At 54.3% G+C, this 17,213-nt stretch carries 12 protein-coding genes; 3 read left to right on the top strand and 9 right to left on the bottom strand.

The genetic code is table 11. From position 1 onward, the window contains the following. Nucleotides 1-6: 6 nt before the first annotated feature. The 9 genes from lpxK to V1599_RS10160 all read right to left on the bottom strand — a co-directional run bounded on the left by lpxK (nucleotide 7) and on the right by V1599_RS10160 (nucleotide 11,638). Nucleotides 7-984, bottom strand: a complete 978-nt coding sequence (gene lpxK / locus V1599_RS10200) for a tetraacyldisaccharide 4'-kinase (protein ID WP_112009208.1) — start codon at nucleotides 982-984, stop codon at nucleotides 7-9. Continuing rightward, complete coding sequence (gene msbA, locus V1599_RS10195) at nucleotides 981-2,729, bottom strand: lipid A ABC transporter ATP-binding protein/permease MsbA (RefSeq protein ID WP_112009207.1); 1,749 nt, start codon at nucleotides 2,727-2,729, stop codon at nucleotides 981-983. Before msbA ends, lpxK begins: the two co-directional genes overlap by 4 nt. Before the next feature lie 36 nt (nucleotides 2,730-2,765). Further along, nucleotides 2,766-5,030 carry a ComEC family protein gene (locus tag V1599_RS10190; protein ID WP_395301493.1) on the bottom strand — a complete coding sequence of 755 codons (2,265 nt, stop codon included), beginning with the start codon at nucleotides 5,028-5,030 and terminating at the stop codon, nucleotides 2,766-2,768. A 201-nt stretch (nucleotides 5,031-5,231) separates the two neighbouring features. Next, nucleotides 5,232-5,519: an integration host factor subunit beta gene (ihfB, locus tag V1599_RS10185; protein ID WP_014069584.1), complete on the bottom strand. Its 288-nt coding sequence runs from the start codon at nucleotides 5,517-5,519 to the stop codon at nucleotides 5,232-5,234. 168 nt (nucleotides 5,520-5,687) lie between these two features. Continuing rightward, on the bottom strand, nucleotides 5,688-7,361 hold the full coding sequence (gene rpsA / locus V1599_RS10180) for a 30S ribosomal protein S1 (protein WP_010429251.1): 1,674 nt from the start codon (nucleotides 7,359-7,361) through the stop codon (nucleotides 5,688-5,690). 111 nt (nucleotides 7,362-7,472) lie between these two features. Then, the gene (cmk, locus tag V1599_RS10175) at nucleotides 7,473-8,156 is read right to left on the bottom strand and encodes a (d)CMP kinase (RefSeq protein ID WP_112009206.1); all 684 of its coding nucleotides are present in this window, start codon (nucleotides 8,154-8,156) and stop codon (nucleotides 7,473-7,475) included. A 185-nt stretch (nucleotides 8,157-8,341) separates the two neighbouring features. Continuing rightward, entirely contained in the window at nucleotides 8,342-9,625 is a 1,284-nt protein-coding gene (gene aroA, locus V1599_RS10170; protein ID WP_395301492.1) for a 3-phosphoshikimate 1-carboxyvinyltransferase, read from the bottom strand. A gap of 69 nt (nucleotides 9,626-9,694) precedes the next feature. Beyond that, entirely contained in the window at nucleotides 9,695-10,783 is a 1,089-nt protein-coding gene (serC, locus tag V1599_RS10165) for a 3-phosphoserine/phosphohydroxythreonine transaminase (protein WP_395301491.1), read from the bottom strand. Between the two features lie 162 nt (nucleotides 10,784-10,945). Then, nucleotides 10,946-11,638 (bottom strand): DUF421 domain-containing protein, encoded by a 693-nt coding sequence (locus tag V1599_RS10160; protein ID WP_112009203.1) that lies wholly within the window; start codon nucleotides 11,636-11,638, stop codon nucleotides 10,946-10,948. A 127-nt stretch (nucleotides 11,639-11,765) separates the two neighbouring features. Between V1599_RS10160 and ycaO the strand changes: the two genes are divergently transcribed. From ycaO to pflB, 3 genes are all read left to right on the top strand, one after another. Then, nucleotides 11,766-13,526 (top strand): 30S ribosomal protein S12 methylthiotransferase accessory factor YcaO, encoded by a 1,761-nt coding sequence (ycaO, locus tag V1599_RS10155; RefSeq protein ID WP_181573180.1) that lies wholly within the window; start codon nucleotides 11,766-11,768, stop codon nucleotides 13,524-13,526. 405 nt (nucleotides 13,527-13,931) lie between these two features. After that, nucleotides 13,932-14,789: a formate transporter FocA gene (gene focA, locus V1599_RS10150; RefSeq protein WP_297115400.1), complete on the top strand. Its 858-nt coding sequence runs from the start codon at nucleotides 13,932-13,934 to the stop codon at nucleotides 14,787-14,789. A gap of 51 nt (nucleotides 14,790-14,840) precedes the next feature. After that, nucleotides 14,841-17,123, top strand: a complete 2,283-nt coding sequence (pflB, locus tag V1599_RS10145; protein WP_297115399.1) for a formate C-acetyltransferase — start codon at nucleotides 14,841-14,843, stop codon at nucleotides 17,121-17,123. Nucleotides 17,124-17,213: the final 90 nt, after the last annotated feature.

The following is a 17,213-nucleotide window of genomic DNA, read 5'->3' as shown; positions in this document are numbered from 1 at the left end:
AAGCCGTTAATGCACCAGCGCTATCAGTTCATTGAGCAATTGTTCCGGCTGCTCGCCGCTGAGTTCGGCGTCAACCGGCAGATACCACCAGTGGGGTTGTGCGAAGGCGCGACATTTTACCGCGTCTTTTTCGGTCATGATTAGCGTCTGGCCGGGGACCGTAAACGCCTTAACCTGTTCCGGCGTCAGCAGCTGATGATCGGCCAACGGGATGCGTTTTTCAAGCCGGGCACCGCATTGCTCAAGCGTCGTAAAGAAGCGCGGAGGATGGCCTATCCCAGCCATCGCCACCAGGGACGGGAGCTGTGAGATCTCCCTACGTTCCCCGGTGAGCAGATTCACCGCACGTCCGGGCCGCAGCAGCATGGCGATCTCGCTTGGCTTTGCCACGCCGCCGTTAACGATTACCGCATCAACGGTCTTGAGGCGCGACGCACGCTCGCGCATCGGGCCGGCGGGTAACCACCAGCCGTTACCAAAGCGACGCACGCCGTCAATGACCACGATTTCCTTGTCCCGCGCCAGCGCGTAATGCTGTAGGCCATCGTCAGTAATTATAATTTGCACGGCGTGTTCGGCCAGAAGCGCCCGTACGGCCTCGCTGCGCGCTGGTGATACGGCAACCGGCGCTCCCGTGCGCTGATAAATCAGCACCGGCTCATCTCCGGCTTCCTCAGCGGTGGTTTGCGGGTTCAACAGCAGCGGATAGCGTGCCGCTTTGCCCCCGTAGCCACGCGACACCACGCCAGGGCGGATCCCGCGCTTTTGAAGCTGCTCTACCAGCCAGATCACAACCGGCGTTTTACCGTTACCACCCGCCGTGAGATTGCCCACTACCACCACGGGCACCGGCGCGCGCCAGGCGCGTTTCAGCCCCAGACGGTAAAGCAGCCGAATGCCGCCGCTCACCAGGCCGTACAGCCAGGAGAGCGGTAACAGCAGCAGCCACAGAGGAGACTCCCCTGCCCAGATGCGTGCAATCATTCGCCGAACTGCATCTTATGAAGCTGAGCGTAGACGCCGCGATGGGCCAGCAGGTCCGCGTGGCTTCCGCGCTCGACAATCACGCCATCTTCAACCACAACGATTTCATCCGCCTGCTCGATAGTTGACAAGCGGTGCGCAATCACCAGCGACGTGCGGTTCTTTTGCAGCTCGTCCAGGGCGGACTGAATAGCGCGTTCGGATTCGGTATCCAGCGCCGAGGTGGCTTCATCAAGAATAAGAATTGGGCTATCGCGAAGCAGCGCGCGCGCAATGGCGATACGCTGGCGCTGGCCGCCGGAGAGCAGCACGCCGTTCTCGCCAATAATCGTATCCAGGCCGTTATCCATTTTGTTGATAAAGTCCATCGCGTAGGCCATACGCGCGGCATTCTCGATCTGCTCGCGGCTGTACTCTTCCGTACGCGCGTAGGCGATGTTGTTGGCGACCGTATCGTTAAACAGGTGCACGTTCTGAGAGACCAGCGCGACCTGGTTACGCAGCGACTGCAGGGTGTATTCCCGCAGGTCGTGTCCGTCTAAGAGAATTTCGCCTTCGTCGATATCGTAAAAACGCGTGATCAGGCTGGCAATCGTTGACTTACCGGAACCTGAACGGCCCACCAGCGCAACGGTTTTCCCCGCAGGAATGGAGAGATCAATCTTGCGCAGCGCCGGTGCTTCGCGGCCCGGGTAGGTAAAGGTCACGTTGCGGAACTCAAGATCCCCTTTCGCACGGGTGATCTCGCGCTGGCCTTCGTCTTTTTCCTGCTCGGAGTCCAGGATGCTGAACAGCGTCTGGCATGCCGCCATCCCGCGCTGGAACTGCGCGTTGACGTTGGTCAGGGATTTCAGCGGACGCATAAGCGCAATCATCGATGAGAAGACGACGGTGATGGTGCCCGCAGTGAGGGTTTCCATTACGCTTGGGAAGCTGGCCGCGTAGAGCACGAACGCCAGCGCCAGAGAGGCAATCAGCTGGATGATCGGGTCGGAGATTGAAGACGCAGAAACCATCTTCATGCCCTGCAGGCGCATTTTGTTGCTGACCTTATCAAAGCGCGAGGTCTCAACCTGCTGGCCGCCAAAAATAAGCACTTCTTTATGCCCTTTCAGCATTTGTTCAGCGCTGGTCGTCACCTGCCCCATCGTGTTCTGCATATTCTTACTGATATTGCGGAACCGCTTGGACACCACGCGGATCGCAATGGAGACAATCGGCGCCAGGACAATGAGGATAATCGACAGCTGCCAGCTGTAGTAGAACATCATGATAAAGAGGCCGATGATCGAGGCGCCTTCACGCACCACGGTAATCAGCGCGCTGGAAGACGACGACGCGACCTGCTCTGAATCATAGGTAATGCGCGACAGCAGCGTCCCGGTGGACTGCTTGTCAAAGAACGCAACCGGCATGCCCATCATGTGGCTAAACAGCCGACGGCGCATGGTCATAACCACCTTTCCGGATACCCAGGAGATGCAGTAGCTGGAGATATAGCTGGTGATACCGCGCAGGATCATCAGTCCAATAACCACCAGAGGCATCCATAGCAGCACTGAGCGATCCGTTTTACCAAAACCGTCATCCAGTAACGGTTTAAGAAGCGATAACATAAAAGTATCGCTGGCTGCGTTGAGGATTAACGCTACGCCCGCCACGATCAAGCCTGCTTTAAAAGGTGCAATCATCGGCCAGAGTCGGCGGAACGTTTGCCACGTGGAGAGATCTTTGTCGTTATGCATTCAAAAAACCAGCATTTGTTGAAATAGCCGCATATTCTACCCGTTATCGACGGGCGCGCCAAACCACTGATGATACCAACGCGGTAAAAATTGATCGCGTAAGCGCCGCATTAGCCAGCCATGTCGCGAAAACGTCACCGAAATTTGCCCGCTCTGAGGGGTATCGAACCATGCGTAGCCCTCTTTTTGATAGCGTTTCACTACGCGTGATGACGGAAATCGCCAGGCGTTATATCGCGCCGCGGAAGCCAGCGCCAGGCTACCGGCAGCGCGCTGAATCAGCGGCGACGAAGAAGAGGTATTGCTGCCATGGTGCGGCACCTGGATAAGTGTAGACGTAAGATATTGCCAATGGTGGCTTAGCATCGCCCGTTCAGCCTGCGCTTCAATATCGCCGGTCAGTAGTACGCTTTGTCGCCCGTCGTCGACCTTTACCACGCATGAGCGGTTGTTCCCCTGCTGTCGATAATCCGCCGAGGGCCAGTGCACCGTAAAGGTCAGGCCCTGCCACTCCCAGCGCTCGCCGCGTAAGCATGGCTGATGCCCAGCACGCTTCAGCGGGCTTTTTATCCACATCCCAGGCCATGCGGCGTGAAGAGACGATAACCCTCCGATATGATCGGCATGTTCGTGGCTAATGATGACGCCTTCCGGCGTTAGGTGGTGCCAGCGCAGCCAGGGAATAATAATTTGCTGCGCGCTGTCACCGCCCGGCCACGCAAGCCCCGTATCGTAAAGTATCGCATGCCCGTTTCGCTCGATGACCATCGCCAGCCCCTGCCCTACATCAAGCATGTGCAACGTCCAGCTATCATCCCTTTTGTCCCGCCAGAGTGGGAAGATGAGCACGGCGCCCAGCGCCAGACAAACGGCGGGAACGGAACGCCATGAACGCAAACGCCATCCAATTACAACCAGCCAGGGCGCAACGGCCAGGAGCTGCCAGCGCCCGTCGACGTCCAGCCAGCCGTTTGGCAGCTGTTGTAAAAGCCAGAACAGCACGGCCAGCGATTTGTCCGCCATCCACCAAACGGCCAGCTCAAGGTGAGCCAGGGGGAACAGGTGCAGCAGCATGCCGGCCAAAATCAGCGGCACCGAGATAAACGTTACCAGCGGGACCGCGAAAAGATTGGCAACGAGTGAAGAGAGGCTAATGCCATGAAAGAGGGAAACCTGTAAAGGCAGCAGCAGACATAGCATTCCCAGCTGCAAATGCAGCAGGTTTATCATCGGCTTTACGACGCGAGGTAAACGCCAGGCCGGTAGCGGAAGCCATTGATACCAGAATATAAGGGCCGCGACCGCAAAAGCGGAGAGCATCAGGCTTTGAGAGAGGACCGCCAGCGGATCGACAAACAGGATCGCCGCCACGCAGCCTGACCAGACCAGCCAGGGGGACCACTGCCTGCCGCTCATCTTTAAAAGCGCAAGCACGATCAGCCCAACCGCCGTGCGAAGCGCAGGGGGCTGTAATCCGGTCAGCCAGGCGTAAAAGAGGGCAAAACCGGTACCGGCAATGAGCGGCATCCGCCAGTCTATCCATCGACAGGGAAGCAAAAATTGTATCCCCCGTGCAAGCAGCCACACGATGGAGGCCGCTAGCGCTATATGCAGCCCTGATATCGCCATCAGGTGCAGCGTTCCGGTTTCACGCATCAGATTTTTTACGTCTGCTGAAACGGCCAGGCGCTCCCCCATTCCCAACCCCAGAATGACGCTCCCCCACGGGTAGGTTGAAAGCGTTGAAGTCAGCGAGCTGAGATACTGCGTACGCAGGCTACAGGACGCATCGATGACTTCTGCATGCGTAAAGCGCCCCGTCAGCGGCTGGTGCTGCGCCAGCGCCGCGCGCTGTGAGTCATAGCCGCCATCGTTTAGCTGACCGTGAACGGCCCGCAGGCGTACGGTCATTGCCCAACGCTGTCCGGCGCAGGCGGGCTGCGGCAGGTAGTTGCCGTACAGGACGATCCCGGTTCTACCGTACCACGAAGCGTGATCAAGGCTGACAATGCGTCCTTTGTGCGTGGTTGCGCCATCGGTCTCGGTGATGACCACCTCAACATGCTTCGGCCCTTTCGTAAGGTGCTCCGTTGGCCAGACCACCTCCTGCGCAGCCAGTATTCCCCAGGCGAAAAAAAGTAGACCCAGCTGCACATAGCGCAGCCTGCGGAAGGGGAAAAATGTGAGTGCAAAGGCGAGCGCAATAAGGGTCCATATCGTCGGCATATCAGGCAGAGACGGCAGCCATAGCAACGGGATAATGGACAAAATCAGACAAACGCTTACGGCGGCAATACTCATTGGACCTCCCTGTTTTGGGAAGTGTGAGGGTTGTGCCGTGAAATGTCAGAGCGAATAGAACGGTTTTACGAGAAGCGCCGGCAGAAATATAGCCGCTTACAGCAGCGGACAATCACAACTGCGAGATGGCTTCCAGTACGGAACGCCGGACACAAAAAAAGCACCCGCAGGTGCTTTTCTGTTGATAACCAAGTCAGAGACTCAGTTGCCGTAAATATTGGCGCGATCGCGCAGCTCTTTACCCGGCTTAAAGTGTGGAACGTATTTACCTTCCAGCTCGACTTTATCGCCAGTCTTCGGGTTACGCCCGGTGCGTGGAGCACGATAGTGCAAAGAAAAACTACCGAAACCGCGGATTTCAATGCGCTCGCCCTGGGCAAGAGTGGTGGCCATATGCTCCAGCATCTCTTTTACAGCATCTTCCACGGCTTTTGCCGGGACATGCGGCTGCTGACTGGCAAGTCTTTCAATCAATTCTGACTTGGTCATGATTCCTCCGGTTCCTTTCAAACCAATTAGCTTGATAGCTCATTAAACAAGGGCGGCCGTAGCCGCCCTTTGTTATTGATTACAGGACGAATCCTGCAATCTGTCAAGTCCGCTTCTTACCCTTATCACTGTAAATGCGTTACAGCTCAAAGGAAGCCAGAACTTGAATTACTCGCCTTTAGCTGCTTTGAAAGCTTCAGCCATTGCGTTGTTAGAGAAGTTTGCATCTTCCTGTTTGTTAACAGTTGCGATTGCATCTTTCTCGTCAGCTTCGTCTTTAGCACGAACAGACAGGCTGATTGCGCGGTTCTTACGGTCAACACCGGTGAACTTCGCTTCAACGTCGTCGCCAACGCTCAGAACCAGAGTGGCATCTTCAACGCGGTCACGTGAAGCTTCGGAAGCGCGCAGGTAACCTTCAACGCCGTCAGCCAGTTCTACGGTTGCGCCTTTCGCGTCAACTGCAGTCACTTTACCGTTTACGATTGCGCCTTTCTTGTTCAGTGCAACCCAGTTGTTGAACGGATCTTCTGCGAGCTGCTTAACGCCCAGGGAGATACGCTCACGCTCTGCGTCAACCTGCAGAACAACTGCAGCGATTTCGTCGCCTTTTTTGTATTCACGAACTGCTTCTTCGCCTGCAACGTTCCAGGAGATGTCAGACAGGTGAACCAGGCCGTCGATGCCGCCGTCCAGGCCGATGAAGATACCGAAGTCAGTGATAGACTTGATTTTACCTTCAACACGGTCACCCTTGTTGTGGGTTTCCGCGAACTGCTGCCATGGGTTGTTTTTGCACTGCTTCAGGCCCAAGGAGATACGACGACGTTCTTCGTCGATATCCAGAACCATCACTTCCACTACATCACCAACGTTAACAACTTTGGATGGGTGGATGTTTTTGTTGGTCCAGTCCATTTCGGAAACGTGCACCAGGCCTTCAACGCCTTCTTCAATTTCAACGAAGCAGCCGTAGTCGGTCAGGTTGGTAACGCGACCAGTCAGTTTAGTACCTTCTGGGTAACGCTTAGCGATAGCTACCCATGGATCTTCGCCCAGCTGTTTCAGGCCGAGGGATACACGAGTACGCTCGCGGTCGAACTTCAGCACTTTAACAGTGATTTCGTCGCCCACGTTCACGATTTCGCTTGGGTGCTTAACGCGTTTCCACGCCATGTCGGTGATGTGCAGCAGGCCATCAACGCCGCCCAGGTCAACGAATGCGCCGTAGTCAGTGAGGTTCTTAACGATACCTTTGACTTCCATGCCTTCCTGCAGGTTTTCCAGCAGCTGATCGCGTTCTGCGCTGTTTTCGGATTCGATAACGGCACGACGGGATACAACAACGTTGTTACGCTTCTGGTCCAGCTTGATTACTTTGAACTCAAGCTCTTTGCCTTCCAGGTGCAGGGTGTCACGGACTGGACGAACGTCTACCAGTGAACCTGGCAGGAACGCACGAATACCATTCAGCTCAACAGTGAAGCCACCTTTAACTTTGCCGTTGATAACACCGACCACAGTTTCAGCTTCTTCGTAAGCTTTCTCCAGCGTGATCCATGCTTCGTGACGTTTAGCTTTCTCACGAGACAGCAGGGTTTCGCCGAAGCCGTCTTCTACTGCGTCCAGTGCAACGTCAACTTCGTCACCAACCTGGATTTCCAGCTCGCCCTGGGCGTTTTTGAACTGCTCTGCCGGAATGGCGGACTCAGATTTCAGACCGGCGTCAACCAGTACTACGTCTTTGTCGATAGCAACAACAACACCACGAACGATGGAACCCGGACGGGTTTCGATTGTTTTTAAGGATTCTTCAAATAGTTGAGCAAAAGATTCAGTCATGTTTAATCTTCAGGTTAATATTAACGTCCACCTGGCTCCGTGCCGGATGGGGTTGTTTCACATACCCGCCGTCAATCCTTTGCAGCGGGGGTACTGCTAAATCGGTCGCGATTACGCGAGTGCCAGTTTTTGGCGCGCATATTGTAGCGCTTTTTCAATCACTTGCTCAATAGTTAAACTGGTTGAATCCAGAACTAATGCATCTTCTGCAGGAACAAGTGGGGCGACGGCGCGGTTACGATCGCGGTCATCGCGCTCTTTTATCTCGGACAAAAGGCGATCAAAGTTAACACTAAACCCCTTTTCCTGCAACTGAAGCATACGTCGCTGAGCGCGTTCTTCCGAAGAGGCGTCGAGGAAAATTTTTACAGGAGCCTCTGGGAAAACTACGGTTCCCATGTCACGACCGTCGGCGATCAGCCCTGGTGCTTCGCGGAACGCTCGCTGGCGGCGTAAAAGCGCCTCGCGAACGCGTGGGAAAGCAGCCACCTGTGAGGCCGCGTTGGCCACTTCCTGGGTACGGATTTCACCGCTGACGTCTTCCCCTTCCAGAATCACTTCAAGGTTGCCATCGGTTGAGACAAAACGTACATCCAGATGCGCAGCCAGCGGTACCAGCGCTTCTTCAGAGGCAACATCCACATGGTGATGCAGCGCTGCCAAAGCCAGCACGCGATAGATTGCTCCCGAATCTAACAGATGCCATTGCAATGCTTCTGCCATCGCTTTGCACAAGGTTCCTTTCCCTGCGCCACTTGGCCCATCAATGGTGATTACCGGGGCAACTGCCGTCATCGTTTTCTCCTTAATAAAGGCATACCGTTAACATGAACGCCGCGCATTATACGCGCCAACGTGCGCAACTGTTACCTTTGCGTGCAAAATACGGAATGAATGAAGCTGAGTGTAGAAGAAACGTGCGAAGATGAACGTCAGGAAGCGTAAGGAAATGCCGCACCGGGCGATGCGGCAAAACGTTATCAGGCCAGCGTGCTAATGCGCGCCAGCTGTTCGAAGTAGTCCGGGAAGGTTTTTGCCGTACATTTCGGGTCGAGGATCGTCACCGGCGTGTCGGACAACGCCACCAGCGAGAAGCACATCGCCATGCGGTGATCGTTATAGGTGCCGATTTCGGCAAACTGCAGCTTTGCCGGCGGCGTGACGCGAATGTAGTCTTCACCCTCTTCCACTTCTGCGCCCACTTTGCGCAGCTCGGTCGCCATCGCGAACAGGCGGTCGGTTTCTTTCACACGCCAGTTGTAGATGTTGCGCAGCGTGGTGGTGCCTTTGGCAAACAGCGCCGCCGTGGCAATGGTCATGGCCGCGTCCGGGATATGGTTCATATCCATATCAATGGCGTTAAGCTCGCCGCGCGTACAGGCGATGAAGTCCTCGCCCCAGGTCACCAGCGAGCCCATTTTCTCCAGCACGTCTGCAAAGCGGATATCGCCCTGCACGCTGTTGCGGCCAATACCGGTCACTTTTACGGTACCGCCTTTAATCGCGCCTGCCGCGAGGAAGTAGGATGCTGAGGAAGCATCACCTTCAACGAGATAATTGCCCGGAGACTGGTACTGCTGTGCGCCGCGCACCACGAAGCGCTGGTAAGACTGGTTATCCACCTCAACGCCGAAGGTTTTCATCAGGTGCAGCGTGATATCAATGTACGGCTTAGAGACCAGCTCCCCCTTGATGGTAATTACGGTATCTTGCGGTGCCAGCGGTGCCGTCATCAGCAGCGCGGTCAGGAACTGGCTGGAGACGCTGCCGTCAACTTCTACGCTGCCGCCGGTGAAGCCGCCGCGCAGGCGCAGCGGCGGATAGTTTTCCTGCTCAAGATAGTCAATCTGCGCGCCGCCCTGACGCAGGGCATCCACCAGATGGCCGATCGGCCGCTCTTTCATGCGCGGCTCGCCGGTCAGCACAACGTTGCCGTTGCCCAGACAGAGCGCAGCAGCCAGCGGACGCATAGCCGTTCCGGCATTCCCCAGAAACAGCTCAAGCTCTCCTGTCGAACGCAGCGCGCCGCCGTTGCCGGTCACTTCACAACGGGTACGATCGTCAGACAGCGTATAGTGAACTCCCAACGCTTTCAGCGCATTGAGCATATGGCGCACGTCATCGCTGTCCAGAAGATTGGTGAGGACGGTGGTGCCGTTTGCCAGAGCTGCCAGCAGCAGCGCGCGGTTCGAGACGCTTTTTGAACCTGGCAGGTTAATGGTGCCGTCTACGCGCGCGATAGGTTGTAACGTCAGGGATTCCATGAAACTTAACTCTCAACTCGACATAATAAAAACCCCGCAGCGGAGCCGCGGGGGTGAAAAACTGCGAAATTAACCATGACGACGTTCGAAGTCGACCATGAAATCGGTTAGCGTTTTGACGCCTTCCAGCGGCATCGCGTTATAAATGGAGGCGCGCATGCCGCCCACCACGCGGTGACCTTTCAGCGCGTGTAGACCGGCCGCGAAAGACTCTTCGAGGAAGACTTTGTCAAGACTGCTGTCCGCCAGCTGGAACGGCACGTTCATGCGTGAGCGGTTGGCTTTGGCAACGTCGTTGCGGTAGAAGTCGCTCTTATCAATCACGCCGTACAGCAGCTCGGCTTTTTGCTGATTGATCTTGTCCATCTGCGCCACGCCGCCCTTTTGCTTCAGCCATTTGAAGACCAGGCCGGAGAGATACCAGGCAAAGGTCGGCGGGGTGTTGAACATCGAGTCGTTGTCGTTCAGTACGGAGTAATCCAGGATCGACGGGCATGATGTATGCGCTTTGCCCAGCAAATCTTCACGTACGATAACGATTGTCAGGCCTGCAGGGCCGATATTTTTCTGTGCGCCCGCGTAGATCGCGCCGTAGCGGCTGACGTCCAGCGGCGTAGAAAGAATGGTGGAAGAGAAATCCGCGGTCACGATCACATCTTCGCCAAAGTTTGGCTCTTCGTGAATCGCGATGCCGTCGATAGTCTCGTTCGGGCAATAGTGAAGGTACGCCGCGTCACGGGAAAGCTGCCATTCACTCATCGGCTTCACGGCGCGCAGTCCGTCAACGGTCAATTTGGCGTCGATAACGTTTGGCGTGCAATATTTGTGCGCTTCTTTCACCGCGCTGGCCGCCCAGTAACCTGCATCAACGTAGTCGGCGGTGGTTTTGTCGCCCAGCAGGTTTAACGGGATACCCGCAAACTGACCGCGGCCGCCGCCGTGGCAGAACAATACTTTGTAGTTCGAGGGGATGTTCAGCAGATCGCGAAAATCCTTTTCTGCCTCTTCCGCCACCTGGATAAACTCTTTTCCACGGTGGCTGATTTCCATTACCGACGTTCCCAGACCGTTCCAGTCACACAGCTCCTGTTGAGCCTGTTTAAGCACGTCGGCCGGTAACATTGCCGGGCCTGAACTGAAATTATAAACTTGAGCCATTTCCCCTCACCACGCTAAAAGCAATAAGTTATTACTGTGGCTATCGGTTTTATCATCCAGCGACACGCGCCGCAATGGCTAAAACGGATGGCCGGTAAAATGTGGCCATCATCACACAATACAATCTGCCAGCGGTTCGTGACAAAACCGACAAAAAGGCTGTCAGGTTAGCCGTTTGGCCCGGCTTACCTTCGTCCATTCCGGATTTGCACAGCGAGGACATAATTGACGATCGCCGGCCTTCATGGGAACGACATGGCTACATCTTACGCAGGCATACATTTCGGTTTCTGGCACAACGCGAAAGCGTTCCACCAGCATGTCGGGCAAGATGCAGAGGCCGGGCTTAACCTCGTCATCGGCATAGTAGTACACGCTGATCTGCCCGTTCGTTTCCATAATGGCCAGCCGCACCTGCCCCAGCTGTTCTACGCTGTTAAGCCGCAGCTCCATGAAGAACTCGAACTCCGTCATGTTGGCACTTTTGACTTTCTCCCACGCCAGCTGTCCGTCCTCAACGATAACGACCGGCTTTCCTTCAAGCAGGTCCTCCAGCTTTTCGCTTTTCGACATTAGCCACATCACCAGACGGTAGAGCAGCGCCAGCGAAACGAAGACGATGAAAACGGGTACCATCGGCACGTCGTCATAAAAGGCTACGTCCCCTGCCGCGGAACCCAGCGTCAGAATGATGAGCACTTCAAAGAGCGACATCTGGCGTACGCCGCGCCGTCCGGTGATTTTGAGAAACAGGAAGACGAGTACGAAGGTATATAAGCTTCGTAGCGCCACTTCGCCTAAAAACTCAGGGGGGACCTTATCAAACGCCATCCGCTGGAGGTCGAATGCTTTCATTTTTTTATGCCTTAACAGTAGGTTACTGGTTATAAGCATAGCTCAGGCATTTATTTTCGCCGGAGATAGCACCCGTCACGCAAAACCCGTATCATTGCGCGCTTTACGTACGATAAAAGTGAACGCCATGACTCAAACGTTTATCCCCGGCAAAGACGCCGCCCTGGAAGATTCCATCGCTCGCTTCCAGCAAAAACTGACCGACCTGGGCTTTAATATTGAAGAAGCCTCCTGGCTGAACCCGGTGCCTCACGTCTGGTCCGTGCATATTCGCGATAAAGAGTGCGCGCTGTGCTTTACCAACGGCAAAGGCGCCACTAAAAAAGCCGCGCTGGCCTCCGCGCTGGGTGAGTATTTTGAGCGTCTCTCGACTAACTATTTCTTCGCCGATTTCTGGCTGGGCGAAACCATCGCCAACGGCCCGTTCGTCCACTATCCAAATGAAAAATGGTTCCCGCTGACCGACGACGATGCGCTGCCGGAAGGCATTCTCGACGCTCGCCTGCGTGCGTTCTACGATCCGGAGAACGAGCTCACCGCCAGCATGCTGATCGATCTTCAGTCCGGCAATGAGGATCGCGGTGTCTGCGCCCTGCCGTTTACCCGTCAGTCCGACGAGCAGACGGTGTATATCCCGATGAACATCGTCGGCAACCTGTATGTATCGAACGGCATGTCTGCCGGTAATACCCGCAACGAAGCGCGCGTTCAGGGCCTGTCTGAAGTTTTCGAACGCCACATTAAAAACCGCATTATTGCTGAATCCATCAGCCTGCCTGAAATCCCGGCTGACGTGCTGGCGCGCTATCCGGGCGTAGTGGAATCCATCGCAAAGCTGGAAGCAGAAGGCTTCCCAATCTTTGCGTATGACGGTTCTCTGGGCGGTAAATACCCGGTTATCTGCGTGGTACTGTTCAACCCGGCAAACGGAACCTGCTTCGCCTCCTTCGGCGCACACCCGGACTTCGGCGTAGCGCTGGAGCGTACCGTGACCGAGCTGCTGCAGGGCCGTAGCCTGAAGGATCTTGACGTGTTTACCCCGCCGACCTTTGATGACGAAGAAGTGGCCGAACATACCAACCTTGAGACCCACTTCATCGATTCCAGCGGTTTGATCTCCTGGGATATGTTCAAGCAGGACGCAGATTATCCTTTCGTCGACTGGAGCTTTGCGGGCACCACGGAAGAAGAGTTCGCCACGCTAATGGCAATCTTCAGCGCGGAAGATCGGGAAGTCTACATTGCTGACTATGAGCATCTGGGCGTTTACGCCTGCCGTATTATCGTGCCGGGCATGTCCGATATTTATCCGGCGGAAGATCTGTGGCTGGCGAACAACAGCATGGGCGCGCACCTGCGTGAAACGCTGCTGGCCCTGCCGGGCAGCGAATGGGAAAAAGAAGATTATCTGAACCTGATCGCCCAGCTGGACGAAGAAGGCCACGATGACTTCACTCGCGTGCGCGAGCTGCTGGGCCTGGCGACCGGGAAAGACAACGGCTGGTACACTTTGCGTATCGGTGAACTCAAGGCGATGCTGGCGCTGGCGGGCGGCGATCTGGATCAGGCTCTGGCCTGGACGGAGTGGACGATGGAATTCAACCAGTCCGTATTCTCTGCCGAGCGCACTAACTACTACCGCTGCCTGCAAACGCTGCTTCTGCTCTCTCAGGAAGAAGAGCGAGAGCCGCTGCAATATCTTAATGCGTTTGTGCGTATGTACGGCGCAGAGGCGGTTGAAGCCGCCAGCGCGGCGCTGAGCGGTGAAGAGCCGTTCTACGGCCTGCAGGCGGTTGATAGCGATCTCAAAGCCTTCCCGGCGCATCAGTCGCTGCTGAAAGCCTATGAGAAATTGCAGAAAGCAAAAGCCGCTTACTGGTCAAAATAAGCGCATATAACATTACTAACTGTAGGCGAACTCTCTCGCCTGGGCTATATTACGGGGCAATTTCATTGTCCCGTTTTATATTTTTCCGGCAATGACAATTGAATGTAATATTAAAGTTAAATCAAGGTAAATATAAAAATACTTACCCGGGCTTTAGTGTTACCTTTTATGGTAAATACTCCATTTTAATTAACTGTTTTAAGGGAGGCTGAACGAAATAATTCAACTCTTTTCATAACTTTTAAAATTTATTTTTATTCGGATAATCAAAAACTTACTCCGCTTTTGTTGTAAAACCATACACATAGCGGGCCTATAAGCCAGGCGAGATATGATCTATATCAATTTCTCTTCTATAATGCTTTGTTAGTATCTCGTCGCCGACTTAATAAAGAGAGAGTTAGTGTGAAAGCTGACAACCCTTTTGATCTTTTACTCCCAGCTGCAATGGCCAAAGTGGCCGAAGAAGCGGGTGTCTATAAAGCAACGAAACACCCGATGACCACGTTTTTCCTGGCGATTACCGCTGGTGTGTTCATCTCCATTGCTTTTGTCTTCTACATCACTGCCACTACCGGCACGGCCGACATGCCTTTCGGCATCGCGAAACTGATTGGTGGTATCTGCTTCTCACTGGGTCTGATTCTTTGCGTCATCTGCGGTGCTGACCTCTTTACCTCAACGGTACTGATCGTCGTAGCGAAAGCCAGCGGAAGAATTACCTGGGGCCAACTGGCGCGCAACTGGTTCAACGTCTATGTGGGTAACCTGTTTGGCTGTCTGCTCTTTGTTTTGTTGATGTGGCTCTCTGGCGAGTATATGACCGCCAACGGTGGCTGGGGGCTTAACGTCCTGCAAACCGCTGACCACAAAATGCACCATACATTTATCGAAGCCGTTGCTCTCGGCATCCTCGCAAACCTGATGGTCTGCCTGGCGGTCTGGATGAGCTACTCTGGTCGTAGCCTGATGGACAAAGCCATGATTATGGTTCTGCCGGTTGCGATGTTTGTTGCCAGCGGCTTCGAACACAGTATCGCGAATATGTTTATGATCCCGATGGGGATTGTTATCCGCAACTTTGCGAGCCCGGAGTTCTGGACTGCAGTTGGTTCAACCCCGGAAAGTTTCTCACACCTGACTATCATGAATTTCATTACTGATAACCTGATCCCTGTCACTATCGGGAACATTATCGGTGGGGGTCTGTTAGTTGGGTTGACATACTGGGTCATTTACCTGCGTGGCGACAATCATCATTAATGGTTGTCTCAGGCAGTAAATAAAAAATCCACTTAAGAAGGTAGGTGTTACATGTCCGAGCTTAATGAAAAGTTAGCCACAGCCTGGGAAGGTTTTACTAAAGGTGACTGGCAGAATGAAGTAAACGTCCGTGACTTCATTCAGAAAAACTATACCCCGTATGAAGGTGACGAATCCTTCCTGGCTGGCGCAACTGAAGCGACCACCAAGCTGTGGGACAGCGTAATGGAAGGCGTTAAACTGGAAAACCGCACTCACGCGCCTGTTGATTTTGACACCTCCATTGCTTCCACCATCACTTCTCACGATGCTGGCTACATCAACAAAGCCCTTGAGAAAATCGTTGGTCTGCAGACTGAAGCACCACTGAAACGCGCAATCATTCCGTTTGGTGGTATCAAAATGGTTGAAGGTTCATGCAAAGCGTATAACCGCGAGCTGGACCCAATGCTGAAAAAAATCTTCACCGAATACCGCAAAACCCACAACCAGGGCGTATTCGATGTTTACACCAAAGACATCCTGAACTGCCGTAAATCTGGCGTGCTGACCGGTCTGCCAGATGCGTATGGCCGTGGCCGTATCATCGGTGACTACCGTCGCGTTGCGCTGTACGGTATCGACTTCCTGATGAAAGACAAATACGCGCAGTTTGTTTCCCTGCAGTCCGATCTGGAAAACGGCGTAAACCTGGAAGCGACTATCCGTCTGCGCGAAGAGATTGCTGAACAGCACCGTGCGCTGGGTCAGATCAAAGAAATGGCAGCAAAATACGGCTGCGATATCTCCGGTCCTGCAACCAACGCTCAGGAAGCTATCCAGTGGACCTACTTCGGCTACCTGGCCGCTGTTAAGTCTCAGAACGGTGCAGCAATGTCCTTCGGTCGCGTGTCCACCTTCCTGGATGCGTACATCGAGCGCGACATCAAAGCGGGCAAAATCACCGAGCAAGACGCTCAGGAAATGATTGACCACCTGGTCATGAAACTGCGTATGGTTCGCTTCCTGCGTACCCCTGAATACGATGAGCTGTTCTCCGGCGACCCAATCTGGGCAACTGAATCTATCGGCGGTATGGGCGTTGACGGCCGTACTCTGGTAACCAAAAACAGCTTCCGCTTCCTGAACACCCTGTACACCATGGGTCCTTCTCCGGAGCCGAACATCACCGTTCTGTGGTCTGAAAAACTGCCTCTGAACTTCAAGAAATTCGCGGCTAAAGTGTCCATCGATACCTCTTCTCTGCAGTATGAGAACGATGACCTGATGCGTCCGGACTTCAACAACGATGACTACGCTATCGCATGCTGCGTAAGCCCAATGGTCGTTGGTAAACAAATGCAGTTCTTCGGTGCACGTGCAAACCTGGCGAAAACCATGCTGTACGCAATCAACGGCGGCGTTGATGAAAAACTGAAAATGCAGGTTGGTCCTAAGTCTGAGCCAATCAAAGGCGACGTGCTGAACTATGACGAAGTCATGGAACGCATGGACCACTTCATGGACTGGCTGGCTAAGCAGTACGTGACTGCGCTGAACGTTATCCACTACATGCACGACAAGTACAGCTACGAAGCCTCTCTGATGGCGCTGCACGACCGTGACGTTGTTCGCACCATGGCGTGTGGTATCGCAGGTCTGTCCGTTGCTGCTGACTCCCTGTCTGCAATCAAGTATGCGAAAGTTAAACCAATTCGTGACGAAGACGGCCTGGCCGTTGACTTCGAAATCGAAGGCGAATACCCGCAGTTTGGTAACAACGACTCTCGCGTTGATGACATGGCGGTTGACCTGGTAGAACGTTTCATGAAGAAAATTCAGAAACTCACTACCTACCGTAACGCTATCCCGACTCAGTCTGTTCTGACCATCACCTCTAACGTTGTGTATGGTAAGAAAACCGGTAACACTCCAGACGGTCGTCGTGCTGGCGCGCCATTCGGACCAGGTGCTAACCCAATGCACGGTCGTGACCAGAAAGGTGCGGTTGCCTCTCTGACCTCCGTGGCTAAACTGCCGTTTGCTTACGCGAAAGATGGTATCTCTTATACCTTCTCCATCGTGCCAAACGCGCTGGGTAAAGACGACGAAGTGCGTAAAACTAACCTCGCGGGTCTGATGGATGGTTACTTCCACCACGAAGCGTCCATCGAAGGTGGTCAGCACCTGAACGTGAACGTCATGAACCGTGAAATGCTGCTTGATGCGATGGAACACCCTGAGAAATATCCTCAGCTGACCATCCGCGTATCCGGCTACGCAGTACGTTTTAACTCCCTGACTAAAGAACAGCAGCAGGACGTTATTACCCGTACTTTCACTCAGTCCATGTAAGTGGATTTGACTGAAATCACGCGTTAAAAAGCGTACAATAAAGGCTCCACGCAAGTGGGGCCTTTTTAGCACCCTCTCCTTCTCAGTCTC

This window comes from Enterobacter sp. ECC-175 (assembly GCF_043968675.1).
Taxonomy (GTDB): domain Bacteria; phylum Pseudomonadota; class Gammaproteobacteria; order Enterobacterales; family Enterobacteriaceae; genus Enterobacter.
This window is presented reverse-complemented; position numbering and strand designations above follow the sequence as displayed.